Origin of the sequence: Bradyrhizobium sp. CCGB01, assembly GCF_024199795.1 — a bacterium.
Lineage (GTDB): Bacteria > Pseudomonadota > Alphaproteobacteria > Rhizobiales > Xanthobacteraceae > Bradyrhizobium.
In genome coordinates, this window is record NZ_JANADK010000001.1 from 4,502,308 (window position 1) to 4,517,097 (window position 14,790).

Below are 14,790 nucleotides of genomic sequence, written 5' to 3' on the forward strand. Positions count from 1 at the left end.
GGGCTGATCATAGGCCCGGCCACGCGTCGGAACGATGACGGCGTGCCCGATCAGCGAGCGAACAAAGTTTAAAGCACGCGATAGCGGATCGTGTAGGCGTCCTGCGGCGCGGCGGTGCCCGTGACGGGCGAGGCGATACGGTCGGCGAGATGCCAGGGGCCGAACTGCTCGGAGCGATGCGGTTCGGCGGGCAGGCGGAGGCGGAATTCGAACGTGCCCTTGCCGGGCAGGTTCACGACCAGCATGCGGTCCGCGGTGCGGTGGTTCAGCGCCACGGCGCCGCGCAGCACCGAGCGTCCGTCGCCGAGCTCGCGCACCCCGCCGACCAGCGCCAAGGTCTGGTTGCGGTCGGTGTGCAGCTCGATCTGGGTGTCCGATACGGCCGCCAGCATCTCCCTGGGCATGCGGATCTCGAATTCCACGGCAGGCCTGGACGGGTTGAGGCCGAGATAGGCCGACGCGGCATGTCGCATGTCGTAGACGGCAAAGGCGAACAGGGCGATGGCGGCGAACGTGGCAAGGCCGTGCCTGACGACGTCGCGCCAGCTCCGGTAGCTCAGCCGGAAGTACACCGTCATCGCCAGCGCGACCGCGAGCGCCGCCGCGATACCCGATAGCGCCGACATCAGGATGCCGAGCTGGTTGTCCGCGGATTCGGTCCAGAGGCTGGACAGGGTGGTCATGGCGCTATCTCGCCTTGCGCCCCGCAGAGGGGGCAAAATCGCTTTAACTGTCGGCAGTTGGTCGCCGGATCGGGAACACCGGTTCAACTGGTTGATTGTCAGGACGAGGAGCGGCGGCTAATGGACGGGTCCGGCGGCCGCCGCCGGATGGGAAAACGCAGATGTCCGTTCAAATGGTCTTGCTGCCTGTGTTCGTGCAGGTCGGTCTCACCTTCGCGCTGCTGATCGGCATGGCGCTGGCGCGCCGGCGCTCGCTCGTCTCCGGCGAGACCAAGAGCCGCGACATTGCGCTCGGCGAGCCGAACTGGCCGAAGGGCGTCACACAATTCGCCAATTGCTACCGCAACCAGTTCGAATTGCCGGTGCTGTTCTACGCCCTGATCGCGCTTGCGCTCCCCTTGCGCCATGCCGATCTCTTCATCGTGCTGATGTCTTGGGTGTTCGTGGTGACGCGCTTCGTCCATGCCGGCGTGTTCGTCTCTTCCAACGATTTCGGCCGGCGCTCCACGATCTGGCTCGCCGGCGTGCTCGTGCTGCTTGCGATGTGGATCTACTTCGCGTTGAAAATGCTCCTGCTGATCTAGGCGGTTACTCGCCGATCCTGATCTGCAAGATTCACTGAAAGATTCAAATGACTCCCGCTGCCCGGCTGTCCGCAGCCATCGAACTGATCGACACCATCGAGAAGGACCGCGTGCCCGCGGCCAAGGCGCTGAAGGAGTGGGGCACCGCGCACCGCTTCGCCGGCTCCGGCGACCGCGCCGCGATCGCCGGCCTCGTCTGGGACGTGTTGCGCCGCTATGCCTCGAGCGCGCATCTGATGGATTCCGACACCGCGCGGGCGCGGCTGATCGGCATGCTCCGGCTGGAGCGCAACATGGACGTGGCCACCATGGGCGCGTTGTTCGACGGCAGCCGGTTTGCACCGGCGCCGCTGACCGAGGCCGAGCAGGCCGCGCTGGCCTCGCGTTCGCTGAAGGACGCGCCGGCTGCGATCGTCGGCGATTATCCGGAATGGCTCGACCCGTATTTCGCAAAAGTGTTTGGTGAGGATCGCGCCGCGGAGGCGGCCGCGATGGCGAGCCGGGCGCCGCTCGATTTGCGCGTCAATACGCTAAAATCCAATCGCGACAAGGTGCTGAAGGCGCTTGCTCATCTTCACGCGAAACCGACGCCATGGTCCGCAAACGGCCTGCGCATCGAGCTTTCGGCCGATGCGCGCAACCCCGGCATCCAGGCGGAGGAGGATTTCATCAAGGGCGGCGTTGAAGTGCAGGATGAGGGATCGCAGCTTGCGGCCAGCTTCACGGCGGCAAAACCCGGCGAGCAGGTGATCGATCTCTGCGCCGGCGCCGGCGGCAAGACGCTGGCGCTGGCCGCGCTGATGCAGGGCAAGGGCCGGCTGATCGCGACCGACAGCGACAAGCGGCAACTCGCCCCCATCCACGAACGCCTCTCGCGCGCCGGCGTCCACAATGCCGATGTTCGCACGCCCAAGGGCGAGGCCGATCCGCTGGCCGACATCAGCGGCACCGCCGATCTCGTCGTCATCGACGCGCCGTGCACGGGAACCGGAACCTGGCGTCGCAACCCCGACGCCAAATGGCGCATGCGGCCGGGCGCGCTGGAGATCCGCCTGCGCGACCAGGCCGAGGTGCTGGAGCGCGCGGTTCCCCTGGTGAAGGCCGGCGGCCGCATCGCCTACATCACCTGCTCGGTGCTGGCGGAAGAGAACGGCGAGCAGGTGAGGGCGTTCGTTGGCCGCCATGGCGAATTCGCGGTCGTGCCGCCCGAGCAGACCGCGAGCGTGCTCTGGGACAAGGCGGAGGATTTTGCAAAGGCCGCGCTGCAGTCGGCGGAAGGCTGGCTGATGACGCCGCGGCGGACGGGCACGGACGGGTTCTTCGTCTCGGTGTTGAAAAAGGTCTCGTAGGGTGGGCAAAGGCGCGAAGCGCCGTGCCCACCATCTCTGGCCGTGATGGAAGACGTGGGCACGCTTCGCTTTGCCCACCCTACGGCACCACTGATCGACGTTGTCATTCCGGCCCAAATACAAAAGCCCCGCGGACCGAATCCCGGTCGCGGGGCCTGTATTAGCGAGCGCTTCTGCCGGTACGTCCGTGGTCAGAAGCGCCGGTGCGCGGGCGATTAGCCGACGCGGAGATTGTCAGCCGACGACTTGCCGCTGCGACGGTCGGCGACGATGTCGAACGAGACCTTCTGACCCTCGTTGAGGGAGGAGAGGCCAGCGCGCTCGACAGCGCTGATGTGCACGAACACGTCCTTCTGGCCGTCGTCCGGCTGGATGAAACCATAACCCTTTTGGGTGTTGAACCACTTCACGGTGCCCATAGCCATGGGAATTTCCTTTAGTTAATTAGAGAGGATACGCACGCAGACCGGTACGCACAATTGCGCCCATAGCCCTGATGAGTCGATGTTTTGGAGAGATCATCTGAAGCGTGCGCGCCTGTCTTAGACGAGGCGAAGCGGCCCAGTCGTTCGGCCAAGTATCGATGATCACAATATAGCGAGCATTTGAGGCCACTTCAAGGCACCACCCGTGAGCCGGGACGTCGCGCGACTTTGCTATTTTGCAGTGCAAATGAACTGCTCGCGCAGCTCAATCTACGATGAAGAGCGTGGCGCCGGTGACCGTCGAGGACCGGTGCGCGGCGTCGCCGAAATCCGAGACCTGGTAGCTCATTCCCGCCGTCAGCTTGAACTTGCGCCCGTCGCGCAGCTCGCTGTCGAGCTCGCCTGCGAGCACGTAGAGCACGTGGCCGCGGTCGCACCAATGGTCGGCGAGATAGCCCGGCGAATACTCGACCATCCGCACCCTGAGATCGCCGATGTTGAGCGTCCGCCACTTGGCCTGCCCGGTCTCGCCGGGATGCGTGGTGGTCTCGACCTTGCTCCAGTCGGTGACGGTGAAGGCGGAGGCGGGGAGTTTCATCGGATCATCCGCATTGCGCAAATTGGGTCAATAATATTGACGTATGAGGCCGCTGTCCATGCCCAAAGAAGGATGTGGGGCGCGCGCCCGCGCGGTTGCGGGCCGTCGCGCCGTCGCGTATCTGCTGGCCATGACAGCAGCACAGAACGACCGCTCCGCGTCGACGCCCTCGGTGGCCTCGGCGCACGACAAGATTCTCATCGTCGACTTCGGCAGCCAAGTGACGCAGCTGATCGCGCGTCGCGTGCGCGAGGACGGCGTCTATTGCGAGATCGTCCCGTTCAACAAGTCCGAGGCGGCCTTCGACGCGATGAAGCCGAAGGCGGTGATCCTCTCCGGCGGCCCCGAGTCGGTGCATGAGGCCGGCTCGCCCCGCGCCCCGCAAGCGATCTTCGATTCCGGCGTGCCGGTGATGGGCATCTGCTACGGCCAGATGACGATGGCGGCCCAGCTCGGCGGCACCGTCGAGGGCGGCCATCACCGCGAATTCGGCCGCGCCGATGTCGAGGTGAAGGCGCCGAGCAGGCTGTTCGAGGACGTCTGGTCACCCGGCGGCAAGAACCAGGTCTGGATGAGCCATGGCGACCGCATCACAAAGATGCCGCCGGGCTTCTCCGTCGCCGGCACCTCGCCGAACGCGCCGTTCGCAATCATCCAGGACGAGGCGCGCAAGTACTACGGCCTGATGTTCCACCCCGAAGTGGTGCACACGCCCGACGGCGCGAAACTCATCCGCAATTTCGTGCGCAAGATCGCCGGCCTCACCGGCGACTGGACCATGCGCGCCTTCCGCGAGGAGGAGATTGCAAAAATCCGCGCGCAGGTCGGCAAGGGCAAGGTGCTCTGCGGGCTCTCCGGCGGCGTCGATTCAGCGGTTGCGGCCGTGCTGATCCACGAGGCCATCGGCGACCAGCTCACCTGCGTGTTCGTCGATCACGGCATGCTGCGCCTCGATGAAGCGAAGACCGTGGTGGATCTGTTCCGCCACCACTACAACATCCCGCTCGTGCACGTGGACGCGTCCAAGCAGTTCCTCGGCGAGCTCGAAGGCGTCACCGACCCTGAAACCAAGCGCAAGACCATCGGCCGCCTCTTCATCGAGGTGTTCGAAGCCGAGGCCAAGAAGATCGGCGGCGCCGACTTCCTGGCGCAGGGCACGCTGTATCCCGACGTGATCGAGAGCGTCTCCTTCACCGGCGGCCCCTCGGTGACGATCAAGTCGCACCACAATGTCGGCGGTCTGCCCGAGCGCATGAACATGAAGCTCGTCGAGCCCCTGCGCGAGCTGTTCAAGGACGAGGTGCGCAAGCTCGGCTACGAGCTCGGCCTGCCCGAAATCTTCGTTGGCCGCCACCCGTTCCCGGGCCCGGGCCTCGCCATCCGCTGCCCCGGCGACATCACCCGCGACAAGCTCGACATCCTGCGCAAGGCCGATGCCGTCTACATCGACCAGATCCGCAAGCACGGCCTCTACGACGACATCTGGCAGGCCTTCGCCGTGCTGCTCCCCGTCAAGACGGTGGGCGTCATGGGCGACGGCCGCACATATGACTACGTCGTGGGCCTCCGCGCCGTCACCTCAACCGACGGCATGACCGCGGACTTCTACCAGTTCGACATGAAGTTTTTGGGCGAGACCGCCACGCGCATCATCAACGAGGTGAAGGGCGTGAACCGGGTGGTGTACGACGTGACCAGCAAGCCGCCGGGGACGATTGAGTGGGAGTAGGCTTGGACAACAAAGCCTGACTTTATTAACGGCCTCTAGTCGACGTTTGTTGAGAGAGCGACCTTGGCTACAAAGCACAACCTTCGGAAGTACATTGAGTTGCTTGTTCAGCAGGAGTCGGCGATCTCCGAGATCTATCTATTCGGATCGCGTGCGTACGGGACAGGAAGCCTTCGGTCGGATTGCGACCTGATTGTTCGCTCAGATCCAAACAAACCAACAAAGTTGAGTGCGCTGAGGGCATTTGCGATTAAGCGTTGCACGGCCCTGGATTTTTTTCTGTGCACGGAAGCTCGGGCAACAAGCGCAGCTAATGACAGTTCCGTTCACGCCGCAGACTTCACAGCGTTGGTGGGTAAGCTCGACGCGACGTTACTTTGGACGCGCCCAAGCGGCTTTGTCGATTTTGCCTTTCGCGATACGGGCGATTGGACCTTTGATGTTGCTAAGGGCATCGACTTCAAAATGACGGTCATGCCAGATGCGTCTTGGACCGACATGGTCTGGTCGACGAAGCGAAAAACGGTGGAGGACCGAGGCCTCCCGATCCAGCCGTACATCGGTGACACACTTGACAAAGCGGTTGGCCAAATCGTCGATGTGATCCGGCGCATGGCTTTTAAACCCTCCGATCTTGGGCAGAAGGGCGTCGCCAAGTCGGGTTGGAGCGTTAACCTTTCGTCCGAGTATGACTGCCAGAATCTCTTCTTCACGGTGGTTAAGCCCTGGCTGCCCGGTCTTGGCAGAGAAGAGGTCGCCGTGCGCTACGATGGGCAGAGTAAGTCATCTGATTTCAGCCTCTTCGATGGTAAGCTGATCATCGAAATGAAGTTTATCGATAGTGTTGGAAAGAAGAGCGATGTTGTAAAGACCTTGGGAGGTCTGTCGAGCTTCTATGCACATAACGCTAATGTTGGAGCGCTTCTCTTTGTCATTTTTGTCGCCCACGATGTCGCAGTGGATGATCCGAAGTGGGAAAGCGATTTCAGTTTTGAGACTCATAGTCCGTTCGTGAGGACCGTCGTGGTACGTCTCCCGCAAAAGGGGCCGTAGCCGGCGTCAAGCGAAGGTGGATCAAAATTCCATTCGCCGGATGCCTTTGTCTCAATCACGTCGCGTCATGCGCTTTGCGGATTGGACGACGTACCGTTTGGGGGTTCCGTCCATCGCTAAAATGCGGGTGTACTTCATGACGATCCGGCCACCAGTCTTATTTGCATACTGATCAAGCCCCCACGTAAAAACATTGCTGACTTTACGAAGAACTTCTCGAGACATGCTGATTGGTACAGTTCGACCCAATCTATTATCAAAGACCGAGCCGTATCCAGAGTTCACGTTAAATGCTGAGACGCTGAAATCGCTCTCAATTTCCTGATCATCTTCGATGTTTAGTTTGACGTAGTCTCGTGTTCGTTCATCGTAGGTGTTGATTATGTTGTGCCCACCAAGGATTTGCATCTTTCTGGCGCCATTCCCGATGACGGCATGAGTCTGACGTACTGCGGGTTCAACCTTTGCGACCAGTGCTTCCACGTCGCCCGCGCGCCTCGCTAGAAGCTGCTTGAACTCGGGCGTCTCGGACAGATTGTGATCTCCGAGGTTCCGTGCGATTACGCGACGCACGAGATCGTATAGGAATACTGAGGCGACCGCGCTGCCGATGCCAAGCACCTGCGCAGGATTTTGTTCAAGCCAAACGGCAAAGTCAGCGATTATGCTCCCCGCGGCCGGCGCGCTTGCCCGGACAGCATTTCGGCCGAGAAATTCACCGCGCTGCCGGATCTTCCCTGTTTCCGCATAATTAGTAACAAGCGCTAAAGTCCAAGCGAACCCTGCGAGGGCCATATAACCGTCGTAGCCTTGGAACTGATGTCGGTCCGCAGTGTCGCCAGTTAGCCTTAGTCGAAACGGAATTACTTCTGCCATGCTTTGCTTGAGTCCACGAAATTATTGAGTTTGCCAGGTGCGCGCAGTTCGCTGCGTTCCGATTTGGGAAATGCTAATCGCGATGATGAGCTCTGCATGAACTTATTCACGGCCAGAGCGCTCGATATGCTACGAAAAGACCGGCTGCTGCAGAGATTAGAACCACTATCACCGCGAGCCACTTTGCCGCTCTGAATGTCCACTCCCCGGATTTCACGCGACGCCATTCGGCTTTAAGTAAAATCTGCGATGACGTCAGAAACTCGTTCTCAACGGCACGAATATTTTCTGCAGTGAGTTTTGCTTCGTCGGCAGTAAGTTCGTTAAATGCTTCCATTGCACTCAGGAGCTTCTTGGATTTGGGCTCCGCTGGGTTTACGCGCAGCAAAATGTTGAAAGTCGAGTTATTCAGCGGAATGTACAATGGTCGGAGTGCTTCCACCTTTTTTGCGTGGTCTGCATATCTGACCTTTGTCGCGTCATTGATGGCGTTAACTTGCGTGAGATAGGCCGTTAGGTCGGCACGCAGTGCGTCAATCCAAGCCTGTCGAAATTCAGACGTCTTCTGCTCTTTGCTAATAATCAGCCCGAGGAAGGATATGATCCCTGCAATGAGGGCCGCCGTTATGGCGCCTACGGCTGCATCGGGTACGTGCACAAATCGCCTCCAACCAGACCCAAAGGAAAAGCATTAGCGGGTAAGGTCCAGAACACTCTACTAAATCGCGAGTCGTCAACTCCTCCGCGTCCTTTCGGGAGCTTTCTCCTGAGATATCTGACATTTTGCAGTGCAATGCAGTTTGAATCGACTGATTGCAGGGTCTTAAGCCCCGGAGATCGGGGCGGGTGTGCACTAGCCGCGATCGCTGGCCCGGCGCGGCTTCTCGTTGACCATCATCACTTCAGCACGAACGTGGGCTGCGGGCTATGCTTCCCCGTGATACGAACTCGCGCCGCAGCCTCAGGAGCCCGTCTCGATGTCCGTCGTGCCCACCTCTAGCCAGTCGCCCGCTGCCCAAACTAACCCCGAAACCCTCGGCTGGATGCAGGGCTTCCCTCCGTCCCCCGATCGCACCATCACCTTCCAGGACGGCTCCTTCCGCAGCTTCCCCGAGCTGCGCTGGGCCTGGAGCAACATCCGCCAGCTGGTGCCGACGGTGAACGTCTGGCGCGGGGCGGGGCCTGCGTCACCTCTTCCGCGCGCGGACCATGACATCGGCGCGGTCGCCTCGACCACGATGGACGGTCGGCCCATGACCTTCGCAAAAATGCTGGAGGAGACCTACACCGACGGCATCGCGGTGCTGCATCGGGGCAAGCTGATCTATGAGCGCTATTTTGGTGCGTTGAAGCCGCACAAGCCGCATATCGCGATGTCGGTGACGAAATCGTTCACCGGCACGCTCGCCGGCATTTTGATGGCCGAAGGCAAGATCGATCCGCAGGCGCCGATCACCGACTATGTGCCGGAGCTGAAGGCCAGCGCGTTCGGTGATGCGCGCGTGCACGAGGCCATGGATATGACCACGGGGCTCGAATACACCGAGATCTATACCGACAAGAATTCCGCCGTATGGGGCTTGCGGCGCGCCAACGGCATGGCGCCGATCCCGCCGGACTATGAGGGCGCGACCAATATCTTCGATTTTCTCGTGGCGCAGAAGAAGCAAGGCGAGCACGGCAAGGCGTTTGCCTACAAGACCGTCAATTCCGACGTGCTGGCCTGGATCATCAGGCGCGCCAGCGGCATGACGTTGTCCGACCTGCTCTCCGAGCGTATCTGGGCGCCCATGGGCGCGGAGGAGGACGCGCATTATCACGTCGATCGCATCGGCACCGAGAGCGGCGGTGGCGGCCTCTCCACCACGTTGCGCGATCTCGCCCGCTTCGGCGAGATGATCCGCAATCACGGCCGCTTCAACGGCCGCCAGATCGTGCCATCATCGGTGGTCGAGGACATCGCGCGCGGTGGCGACCCCGAAAAGTTCAAGCCGGCCGGCTACACCACGCTGCCGGGCGCGTCCTACCGCAATCAATGGTGGGTCACGCACAATGCGCACGGCGCCTACATGGCGCGCGGCGTTCACGGCCAGGGCATCTACATCGATCCCAGGGCCGAGATGGTGATCGCGCGCTACGCCTCGCATCCGGTCGCGGGCAACGCCGCCAATGATCCCGTGACGCTGCCGGCGTACATGGCGGTGGCGAAGGAGCTGATGGCGGGCGGGTAGGTCGCGATGATCGCGTAGGCGTAATCCGCCATCTCTCGCCAAGTTGCGCTCAAGGTGGCGGATTGGGCTTCGCCAATCCGCTGAATATAAGGATTGACTTATATTAGTCTTGGCCGATATTCATCTTGCGCTCAACGATAAAAAGGAGAAACGCAATGGAGATCGACGTGGCCAGGGTTTTGGGGCTTGTGACACGGTCGGTGAAGAACCTTGAGAAAGACGGGAAGGCGGCCAGCGCGGTGACGCTGACACGGCTTTACGAGACGAGCGTCGACGATCTCTGGGACGCCGTGACGAGCAAGGAGCGCATTCCGCGCTGGTTTTTGCCGGTCGAGGGAGACCTCCAGATCGGCGGACGATACCAGCTCAAGGGGAACGCGGGCGGCACCATCACGGCGTGCACGCCTCCGACCCATTTTGCAGCAACGTGGGAATTCGGCGGCGCGGTGACGTGGATCGACGTCCGGCTGGCCGCTGAACGGGGCCAGGCGCGTTTGACGCTGGAGCACACCGCGATCATCGAGGATCATTGGGATCAGTTCGGCCCGGGTGCGGTGGGTATTGGCTGGGACCTCGCCATTGCGGGACTGGAGCGATATCTTGCCACCGGGGCATCGGTCGACCATGAGACGGCCGAGGCGTGGATGGGCTCTCCCGCAGGCAAGGACTTCATGACGACTAGCGGCGAATATTGGCGCGCAGCGCATGTCGCAAGCGGGGTCGATCCCGACACGGCGAAGCAGCGCTCGGATCGCACCATCGCGTTCTATCGCGGCGAGATGCCGCCCGACGTCGCTCATCCAGGCACAGGAAGCTGATGCACGTCTTCGAAGTCCTCGCCGATCCCGTGCGCCGTCGTATCCTCGAGCTGCTGGCGCCTGGCGAAATGACGTCCGGCGAGGTCGTCGAGGTGATCGGGGCCGAGTTCGGGATCACGCAGGCCGCCGTGTCGCAGCACCTCAAGGTGCTGCGCGAGAGCGGCTTTGCGACGGTTCGGGCGGAGGCGCAGAGACGGCTCTATTCGGTCGATGCTGCCGGGCTTCGGGCGGTGGATGCGTGGATCGGCCGGTTCCGGAATTTCTGGGAGCCGAAGCTCGAAGCGCTGGCGACGGAAATCGCGCGCGGCAAACGTGAGCGCCGCAACGCCCCAATCACCAAACGGGGCGGGAAGAGGGCCTGAGCGCTGATGGACGGCGGATTACGCTTCCGCCTTGGCTCTTCGAGCTTCGGCGGACAAGTCGCCAACCCGCCCTACGGACTCCGTTCGCGCATCCCGGTGAAGAACTCCACCAGGCTGAATGGCGCATGCTCGCCAAGGCAGAGCTCCAAAATCTGGTGAGCACCCACCGCGGCCGACTGGCTGCGAGCGAACATCGCATCCTCGTAAGCCGCAAGCGCGGCTTCGCTATCGTCGGGGCGTGCGGCGATGGCCTTGCCGAGCTCGGCGCCATCGAGCATCGCGAGGTTCGCGCCGTCGCCGGCCGGCGGCATCAGGTGTGCGGCATCGCCCAGCAGCGTCACGCCGGCCACGCGGTCCCATCGATGGTCATTCGGCAGCGCGTGGAGCATGCGCAGCACCGGCGGTGTATCGGCGTCGGTGATCAGCGCGGTGAGATCAGGCGCCCAGCCGTCGAACTCGGCCGCGATGCGCGCCGTCGCTGCGGGGATGTCGGCAAAATCGATGGCGGCGATCCATTCGGCGGAGCGGTTCAGCGCGAGATAGGCGTGAAGCACGCCGTCCGGCTCGCGGTGCGCAAAAATGCCCTTGCCGGGTGCATTCGCGAACAACGCGCCGCCGCCGACCGCTGCGGCCGCAGCGGCGTGCCGCTGGTCAGCGTCGCGCAGATAAGTTTCGATGAACGACGTGCCGACATATTCTGGCGTCGCATCCGACACCAGCGGTCGCACCTTCGACCATGCGCCATCCGCGCCCACGAGCAGCTGCGTGCTCACGCTGGACTCGTCGGCGAATGTCAACTCATGCCGCCCGCCGCGCGTGACGACACGCGCGAGCTTCTTGCCCCATTGGATCATCTCCGGCGGAAGGGATTCCAGGAGGATATTCCGCAGAGCGCCCCGAGGCACCTCAGGTCGTCCGCCCGTGCCGTCATCGGGTTCATCGAGCAGCACCCTGCCGTTCCGGTCGAGCACACGTGAGGCCTGGCCGCCCTCGTGGATGAGCCCGCGGAATTCGTCGAACAGGCCTGCTACCTTGAGGGCCAGCTGTCCGCTGTCGTCGTGGATGTCCAGCATCCCGCCCTGCGTCCGCGCCATTGCCGAAGCCTCGGCTTCGTAGACGGTGGCAGGAATGCCATGAACGTGGAGAACGCGGGCGAGGGTGAGGCCGCCGAGGCCTGCACCGATAATCGTGACCGATGGCGTCATCGGAGATCCTTCACCAATGCAATGGAACGGTGTTCCAGACTATTGGAGCAGCGTTCCATTCGTGTCAAGCTGGCGTCCATGGCCAAGAAGACCCACCGAATTGAACGGCGCACCGACGCACTCTCCCGGCAGCGGATCATCGCGGCCGCGATCGAGCTCCTCGATGCCGGCGGCGAGGGCGCGCTGACCGTCCGCGCGCTCGCAGCGCATCTGGCGACAGGGAGCGGGGCGATCTACTGGCACGTCGCCGACAAGAGCGAGCTGCTGGCTGCGGCGACGGACGAGGTCATCGCGCGTGTCATGAGCGAGGTGGCCGGTGCCGTAAAGCCGCGCGAGGCGATCCGCACGGTGGCGCTCGGCGTGTTCGACGCGATCGACGCCCATCCCTGGGTCGGCGCCCAGCTCTTCCGCGAGCCGTGGCGGCCCGCGATGCTGGAGATCATCGAGAGCGTCGGTGGGCGGCTCCAGGCGCTCGGCGTGCCCGAGGCCGCGCAGTTCGATTCCGCCTCAGCGCTCGTGCATTACATTCTCGGCGTCGCAGGACAGAACGCCGCGAACGCACGCCTTGTTGCCCCCGGAACAGACCGATCGGCCTTTCTCGCAGGTGTCGCGGGCAAGTGGGCGGCACTCGACCCCGCGAAATATCCCTTCGTGCGTCAGATGGCGACGCAGCTCCGCGACCACGACGACCGCGAGCAGTTTCTTACTGGCATCGATTTGATCCTGGCGGGGATTGCGATCGTCCGAGTGTAGGGCGGATTAGCCAGCGGCTGCGCGAAGCCCAGTCCGCAGGCGTAATCCGCCATCTCTCACCACGCCGCGCTCAAGATGGCGGATTACGCTTCCGCCTTCGCTCTTCGAGCTTCGGCGGACAAGTCGCTAATCCGCTCTACGGGCGCGATATCTTCTCGTACTTCTTCACAAGCCGCTCGCGCTTCAGCCGCGACAACCGCTGGATCCAGAACATGCCGTTAAGCTGGTCGATCTCGTGCTGGTGGCAGACGGCGCGCAGGCCGTCGGACTCCTCGCTTTGCATGTTGCCGTCGAGATCCTGATAGCTGATCCGCACGCGGGCGTGGCGCTGGACCTCGTCGTTGACGCCGGGCATCGAGACGCTGCCTTCCTTGTGCAGGATCATCTCGGGCGAGGCCCATTCGATCTCCGGGTTGACGTAGGTCTGCGGACCGACTTTGGCATCCAGTTCGAGCACGACGAGCCGCAGGGGCACGCCGATATGCGGCGCCGTGATCCCGATGCCGGGCGCGGCGCGCATGGTCTCGAGCAGGTCGGCTGCGAGCTCGCGCAAGCCATCGTCGAATGCCGTGACAGGACGGGCAGGGGCTGCGAGGCGGCGGTCGGGATAACGAACGATCGGGCGAATGGCCATGCACGGCTCCTACCACTCACGGATCGTTGAAGCATCTCATTCTTGACGCCCTACCAACTGGAAGGTAGCTAATCGGCCATGACCAACGTCTCCACGACCGCCGACGACATCCTGGCCTGCGCGCGCACCCTGATCATCGCGGGCGGCTATAACGGCTTCAGCTACGCCGACGTCGCCGACGTCGTCGGCATCCGCAAGCCGAGCATCCACCATCATTTCGCGAGCAAGGTCGATCTGGTTCGCACGCTCGTGTCGCGCTATCGCGCGGAAGCCGAGGCGGGACTGGCGGCACTGGAGCGCAACGTCCCTGATCCGCGCGACCAGCTCAAAAGCTACGTCGCTTACTGGGAGGCGTGCATCGCGGATGCGACGGCTCCATTCTGCGTCGGTGCAATGCTGGCCAGCGAGCTTCCGATCCTGCCGGAGGAGGTGGCGCTCGAAGTCCGCGCGCACTTCCGTTCGCTGGCGTCCTGGCTGACATCGGTGATGGAGCGCGGCAAGCGGAAGGGACGGCTTCAACTCTCGAGCTCAGCCAAGGTCGAAGCTGAAGGATTCATGGCCACCATTCACGGCGCGATGCTGTCGGCGCGCGCCTATGGCGATCCGAAGATGTTCGGCGTGATTACCGCTCCGCTGCTGGAGCGGCTGTCGACCAGGCACTGAAACATTTCGGCGAGACGACGACACGCCCGCGGGCAGGCTGCGGGTGAGGGTGATCTGTTGCGTGTATAAACTACCAACTAGTAGGTAAAGGAGAGCGAAGTGGCGCATTATCAACTGGATCTCGTTCGGGCCGATCGCGAGCGATGGCTGAAGCAGTACTATTTCCTGCGAGCTGCGTTCTCGATCGCCTGGGTCGTTGCTGCGTTCGCCGTCGGACCGTCGTCCCCGGCGATCGCCGGCGTCTTGCTCGCGCTCTATCCGGCATGGGACGCCGCGGCCAACTTCGTGGATGGCTTGCGCAGCGGCGGGCTCAATCAAAACCGTACGCAGGTGCTGAACGTCGTGGTCAGCCTTGCGACGACGATCGCCGTCCTCATCGCGTTGCAGATGAGCATGAATTGGGTGCTCGGTGTCTTCGGGATGTGGGCGATTCTATCGGGGTTGCTTCAGCTGGGAACGGCGATCCGGCGCTGGAAAAGTTACGGAGCGCAATGGGCCATGGTGCTCAGCGGTGGCCAGTCGGCACTCGCCGGCGGCTTCTTCATCTTTCAGGCGACGACGCCGATGTCTCCAACGATCGCGACTGTCACGGGCTATGCCGCGGTCGGCGCGGTCTACTTCCTGGTTTCTGCAGTGTGGCTCACCGTCGGCGAATGGCGTCAGCGCGCCAAGCGAGCTCAGTTGGGATGATACGATAGCGGTGGCGGGATCATGACATGATGCCGGTGTTTTGCCCGACGAGTCAAATCGCGGTCTTGCAGTTGATGCGCATCGTAAGTCATTGATCCCGCAGGGGCCGTCTACTGTGCATGGGGTTGTTTTCGAGA

17 protein-coding genes are annotated in these 14,790 nt (G+C 62.6%); 10 read left to right on the forward strand and 7 right to left on the reverse strand.

Going from position 1 to position 14,790, the window contains the following annotated elements:
- Positions 1-68 precede the first annotated feature (68 nt).
- Positions 69-683, reverse strand: a complete 615-nt coding sequence (locus tag NLM25_RS20500; protein ID WP_254138156.1) for an acriflavin resistance protein — start codon at positions 681-683, stop codon at positions 69-71.
- A gap of 161 nt (positions 684-844) precedes the next feature.
- On the opposite strand from NLM25_RS20500, the gene NLM25_RS20505 reads away from it, so the two are divergent.
- Positions 845-1,267, forward strand: coding sequence for an MAPEG family protein (locus tag NLM25_RS20505; RefSeq protein WP_254118656.1), 423 nt, complete (start codon positions 845-847; stop codon positions 1,265-1,267).
- A 47-nt stretch (positions 1,268-1,314) separates the two neighbouring features.
- Positions 1,315-2,616 carry an RsmB/NOP family class I SAM-dependent RNA methyltransferase gene (locus NLM25_RS20510; protein WP_254138157.1) on the forward strand — a complete coding sequence of 434 codons (1,302 nt, stop codon included), beginning with the start codon at positions 1,315-1,317 and terminating at the stop codon, positions 2,614-2,616.
- A 215-nt stretch (positions 2,617-2,831) separates the two neighbouring features.
- Here the strand turns inward: NLM25_RS20510 and NLM25_RS20515 are convergent, their stop codons facing one another.
- Positions 2,832-3,041 carry a cold-shock protein gene (locus tag NLM25_RS20515; protein ID WP_008141931.1) on the reverse strand — a complete coding sequence of 70 codons (210 nt, stop codon included), beginning with the start codon at positions 3,039-3,041 and terminating at the stop codon, positions 2,832-2,834.
- Positions 3,042-3,306: 265 nt separating this feature from the next.
- A complete protein-coding gene (locus NLM25_RS20520) occupies positions 3,307-3,639 on the reverse strand; it encodes a DHCW motif cupin fold protein (protein WP_254138158.1) in 333 nt (110 codons plus the stop codon).
- 130 nt (positions 3,640-3,769) lie between these two features.
- On the opposite strand from NLM25_RS20520, the gene guaA reads away from it, so the two are divergent.
- Positions 3,770-5,368: a glutamine-hydrolyzing GMP synthase gene (gene guaA, locus NLM25_RS20525; protein ID WP_254141225.1), complete on the forward strand. Its 1,599-nt coding sequence runs from the start codon at positions 3,770-3,772 to the stop codon at positions 5,366-5,368.
- Between the two features lie 63 nt (positions 5,369-5,431).
- Positions 5,432-6,421 (forward strand): nucleotidyltransferase domain-containing protein, encoded by a 990-nt coding sequence (locus NLM25_RS20530; RefSeq protein ID WP_254138159.1) that lies wholly within the window; start codon positions 5,432-5,434, stop codon positions 6,419-6,421.
- A 51-nt stretch (positions 6,422-6,472) separates the two neighbouring features.
- On the opposite strand, the gene NLM25_RS20535 is transcribed toward NLM25_RS20530, so the two are convergent.
- Both NLM25_RS20535 and NLM25_RS20540 read right to left on the reverse strand, forming a co-directional pair.
- Complete coding sequence (locus tag NLM25_RS20535) at positions 6,473-7,297, reverse strand: hypothetical protein (protein ID WP_254138160.1); 825 nt, start codon at positions 7,295-7,297, stop codon at positions 6,473-6,475.
- A gap of 106 nt (positions 7,298-7,403) precedes the next feature.
- Positions 7,404-7,955: a hypothetical protein gene (locus NLM25_RS20540; protein WP_254138161.1), complete on the reverse strand. Its 552-nt coding sequence runs from the start codon at positions 7,953-7,955 to the stop codon at positions 7,404-7,406.
- A gap of 319 nt (positions 7,956-8,274) precedes the next feature.
- Here NLM25_RS20540 and NLM25_RS20545 point away from each other — a divergent pair, with 319 nt between their 5' ends.
- From NLM25_RS20545 to NLM25_RS20555, 3 genes are all read left to right on the forward strand, one after another.
- The gene (locus NLM25_RS20545; RefSeq protein WP_254138162.1) at positions 8,275-9,528 is read left to right on the forward strand and encodes a serine hydrolase; all 1,254 of its coding nucleotides are present in this window, start codon (positions 8,275-8,277) and stop codon (positions 9,526-9,528) included.
- A gap of 155 nt (positions 9,529-9,683) precedes the next feature.
- Positions 9,684-10,346, forward strand: coding sequence for an SRPBCC family protein (locus tag NLM25_RS20550; RefSeq protein ID WP_254138163.1), 663 nt, complete (start codon positions 9,684-9,686; stop codon positions 10,344-10,346).
- The gene (locus tag NLM25_RS20555; RefSeq protein ID WP_254138164.1) at positions 10,346-10,708 is read left to right on the forward strand and encodes a helix-turn-helix transcriptional regulator; all 363 of its coding nucleotides are present in this window, start codon (positions 10,346-10,348) and stop codon (positions 10,706-10,708) included. The genes NLM25_RS20550 and NLM25_RS20555 overlap by 1 nt, the downstream gene beginning before the upstream one ends.
- A 71-nt stretch (positions 10,709-10,779) precedes the next feature.
- Here NLM25_RS20555 and NLM25_RS20560 read toward each other — a convergent pair whose 3' ends face one another.
- Positions 10,780-11,913 (reverse strand): NAD(P)/FAD-dependent oxidoreductase, encoded by a 1,134-nt coding sequence (locus NLM25_RS20560; RefSeq protein WP_254138165.1) that lies wholly within the window; start codon positions 11,911-11,913, stop codon positions 10,780-10,782.
- 78 nt (positions 11,914-11,991) lie between these two features.
- Between NLM25_RS20560 and NLM25_RS20565 the strand changes: the two genes are divergently transcribed.
- Positions 11,992-12,666, forward strand: coding sequence for a TetR/AcrR family transcriptional regulator (locus NLM25_RS20565; RefSeq protein ID WP_254138166.1), 675 nt, complete (start codon positions 11,992-11,994; stop codon positions 12,664-12,666).
- 136 nt (positions 12,667-12,802) lie between these two features.
- Here NLM25_RS20565 and NLM25_RS20570 read toward each other — a convergent pair whose 3' ends face one another.
- On the reverse strand, positions 12,803-13,300 hold the full coding sequence (locus NLM25_RS20570; protein ID WP_254138167.1) for a peptide deformylase: 498 nt from the start codon (positions 13,298-13,300) through the stop codon (positions 12,803-12,805).
- A 78-nt stretch (positions 13,301-13,378) separates the two neighbouring features.
- On the opposite strand from NLM25_RS20570, the gene NLM25_RS20575 reads away from it, so the two are divergent.
- Positions 13,379-13,963, forward strand: coding sequence for a TetR/AcrR family transcriptional regulator (locus NLM25_RS20575; RefSeq protein WP_254138168.1), 585 nt, complete (start codon positions 13,379-13,381; stop codon positions 13,961-13,963).
- A gap of 99 nt (positions 13,964-14,062) precedes the next feature.
- Positions 14,063-14,653, forward strand: a complete 591-nt coding sequence (locus tag NLM25_RS20580; RefSeq protein ID WP_254138169.1) for a DUF308 domain-containing protein — start codon at positions 14,063-14,065, stop codon at positions 14,651-14,653.
- The last annotated feature ends 137 nt before the right edge of the window (positions 14,654-14,790 follow it).

Bases quoted from the DNA above. Each gene is read 5' to 3' on its own strand.
- NLM25_RS20555 (WP_254138164.1), top strand. From the start codon at position 10,346: ATGCACGTCTTCGAAGTCCTCGCCGATCCCGTGCGCCGTCGTATCCTC.
- NLM25_RS20570 (WP_254138167.1), bottom strand. From the start codon at position 13,300: ATGGCCATTCGCCCGATCGTTCGTTATCCCGACCGCCGCCTCGCAGCC.
- NLM25_RS20515 (WP_008141931.1), bottom strand. From the start codon at position 3,041: ATGGCTATGGGCACCGTGAAGTGGTTCAACACCCAAAAGGGTTATGGT.
- NLM25_RS20575 (WP_254138168.1), top strand. From the start codon at position 13,379: ATGACCAACGTCTCCACGACCGCCGACGACATCCTGGCCTGCGCGCGC.
- NLM25_RS20545 (WP_254138162.1), top strand. From the start codon at position 8,275: ATGTCCGTCGTGCCCACCTCTAGCCAGTCGCCCGCTGCCCAAACTAAC.
- NLM25_RS20520 (WP_254138158.1), bottom strand. From the start codon at position 3,639: ATGAAACTCCCCGCCTCCGCCTTCACCGTCACCGACTGGAGCAAGGTC.
- NLM25_RS20505 (WP_254118656.1), top strand. From the start codon at position 845: ATGTCCGTTCAAATGGTCTTGCTGCCTGTGTTCGTGCAGGTCGGTCTC.
- NLM25_RS20565 (WP_254138166.1), top strand. From the start codon at position 11,992: ATGGCCAAGAAGACCCACCGAATTGAACGGCGCACCGACGCACTCTCC.
- guaA (WP_254141225.1), top strand. From the start codon at position 3,770: ATGACAGCAGCACAGAACGACCGCTCCGCGTCGACGCCCTCGGTGGCC.
- NLM25_RS20535 (WP_254138160.1), bottom strand. From the start codon at position 7,297: ATGGCAGAAGTAATTCCGTTTCGACTAAGGCTAACTGGCGACACTGCG.
- NLM25_RS20550 (WP_254138163.1), top strand. From the start codon at position 9,684: ATGGAGATCGACGTGGCCAGGGTTTTGGGGCTTGTGACACGGTCGGTG.
- NLM25_RS20510 (WP_254138157.1), top strand. From the start codon at position 1,315: ATGACTCCCGCTGCCCGGCTGTCCGCAGCCATCGAACTGATCGACACC.
- NLM25_RS20500 (WP_254138156.1), bottom strand. From the start codon at position 683: ATGACCACCCTGTCCAGCCTCTGGACCGAATCCGCGGACAACCAGCTC.
- NLM25_RS20560 (WP_254138165.1), bottom strand. From the start codon at position 11,913: ATGACGCCATCGGTCACGATTATCGGTGCAGGCCTCGGCGGCCTCACC.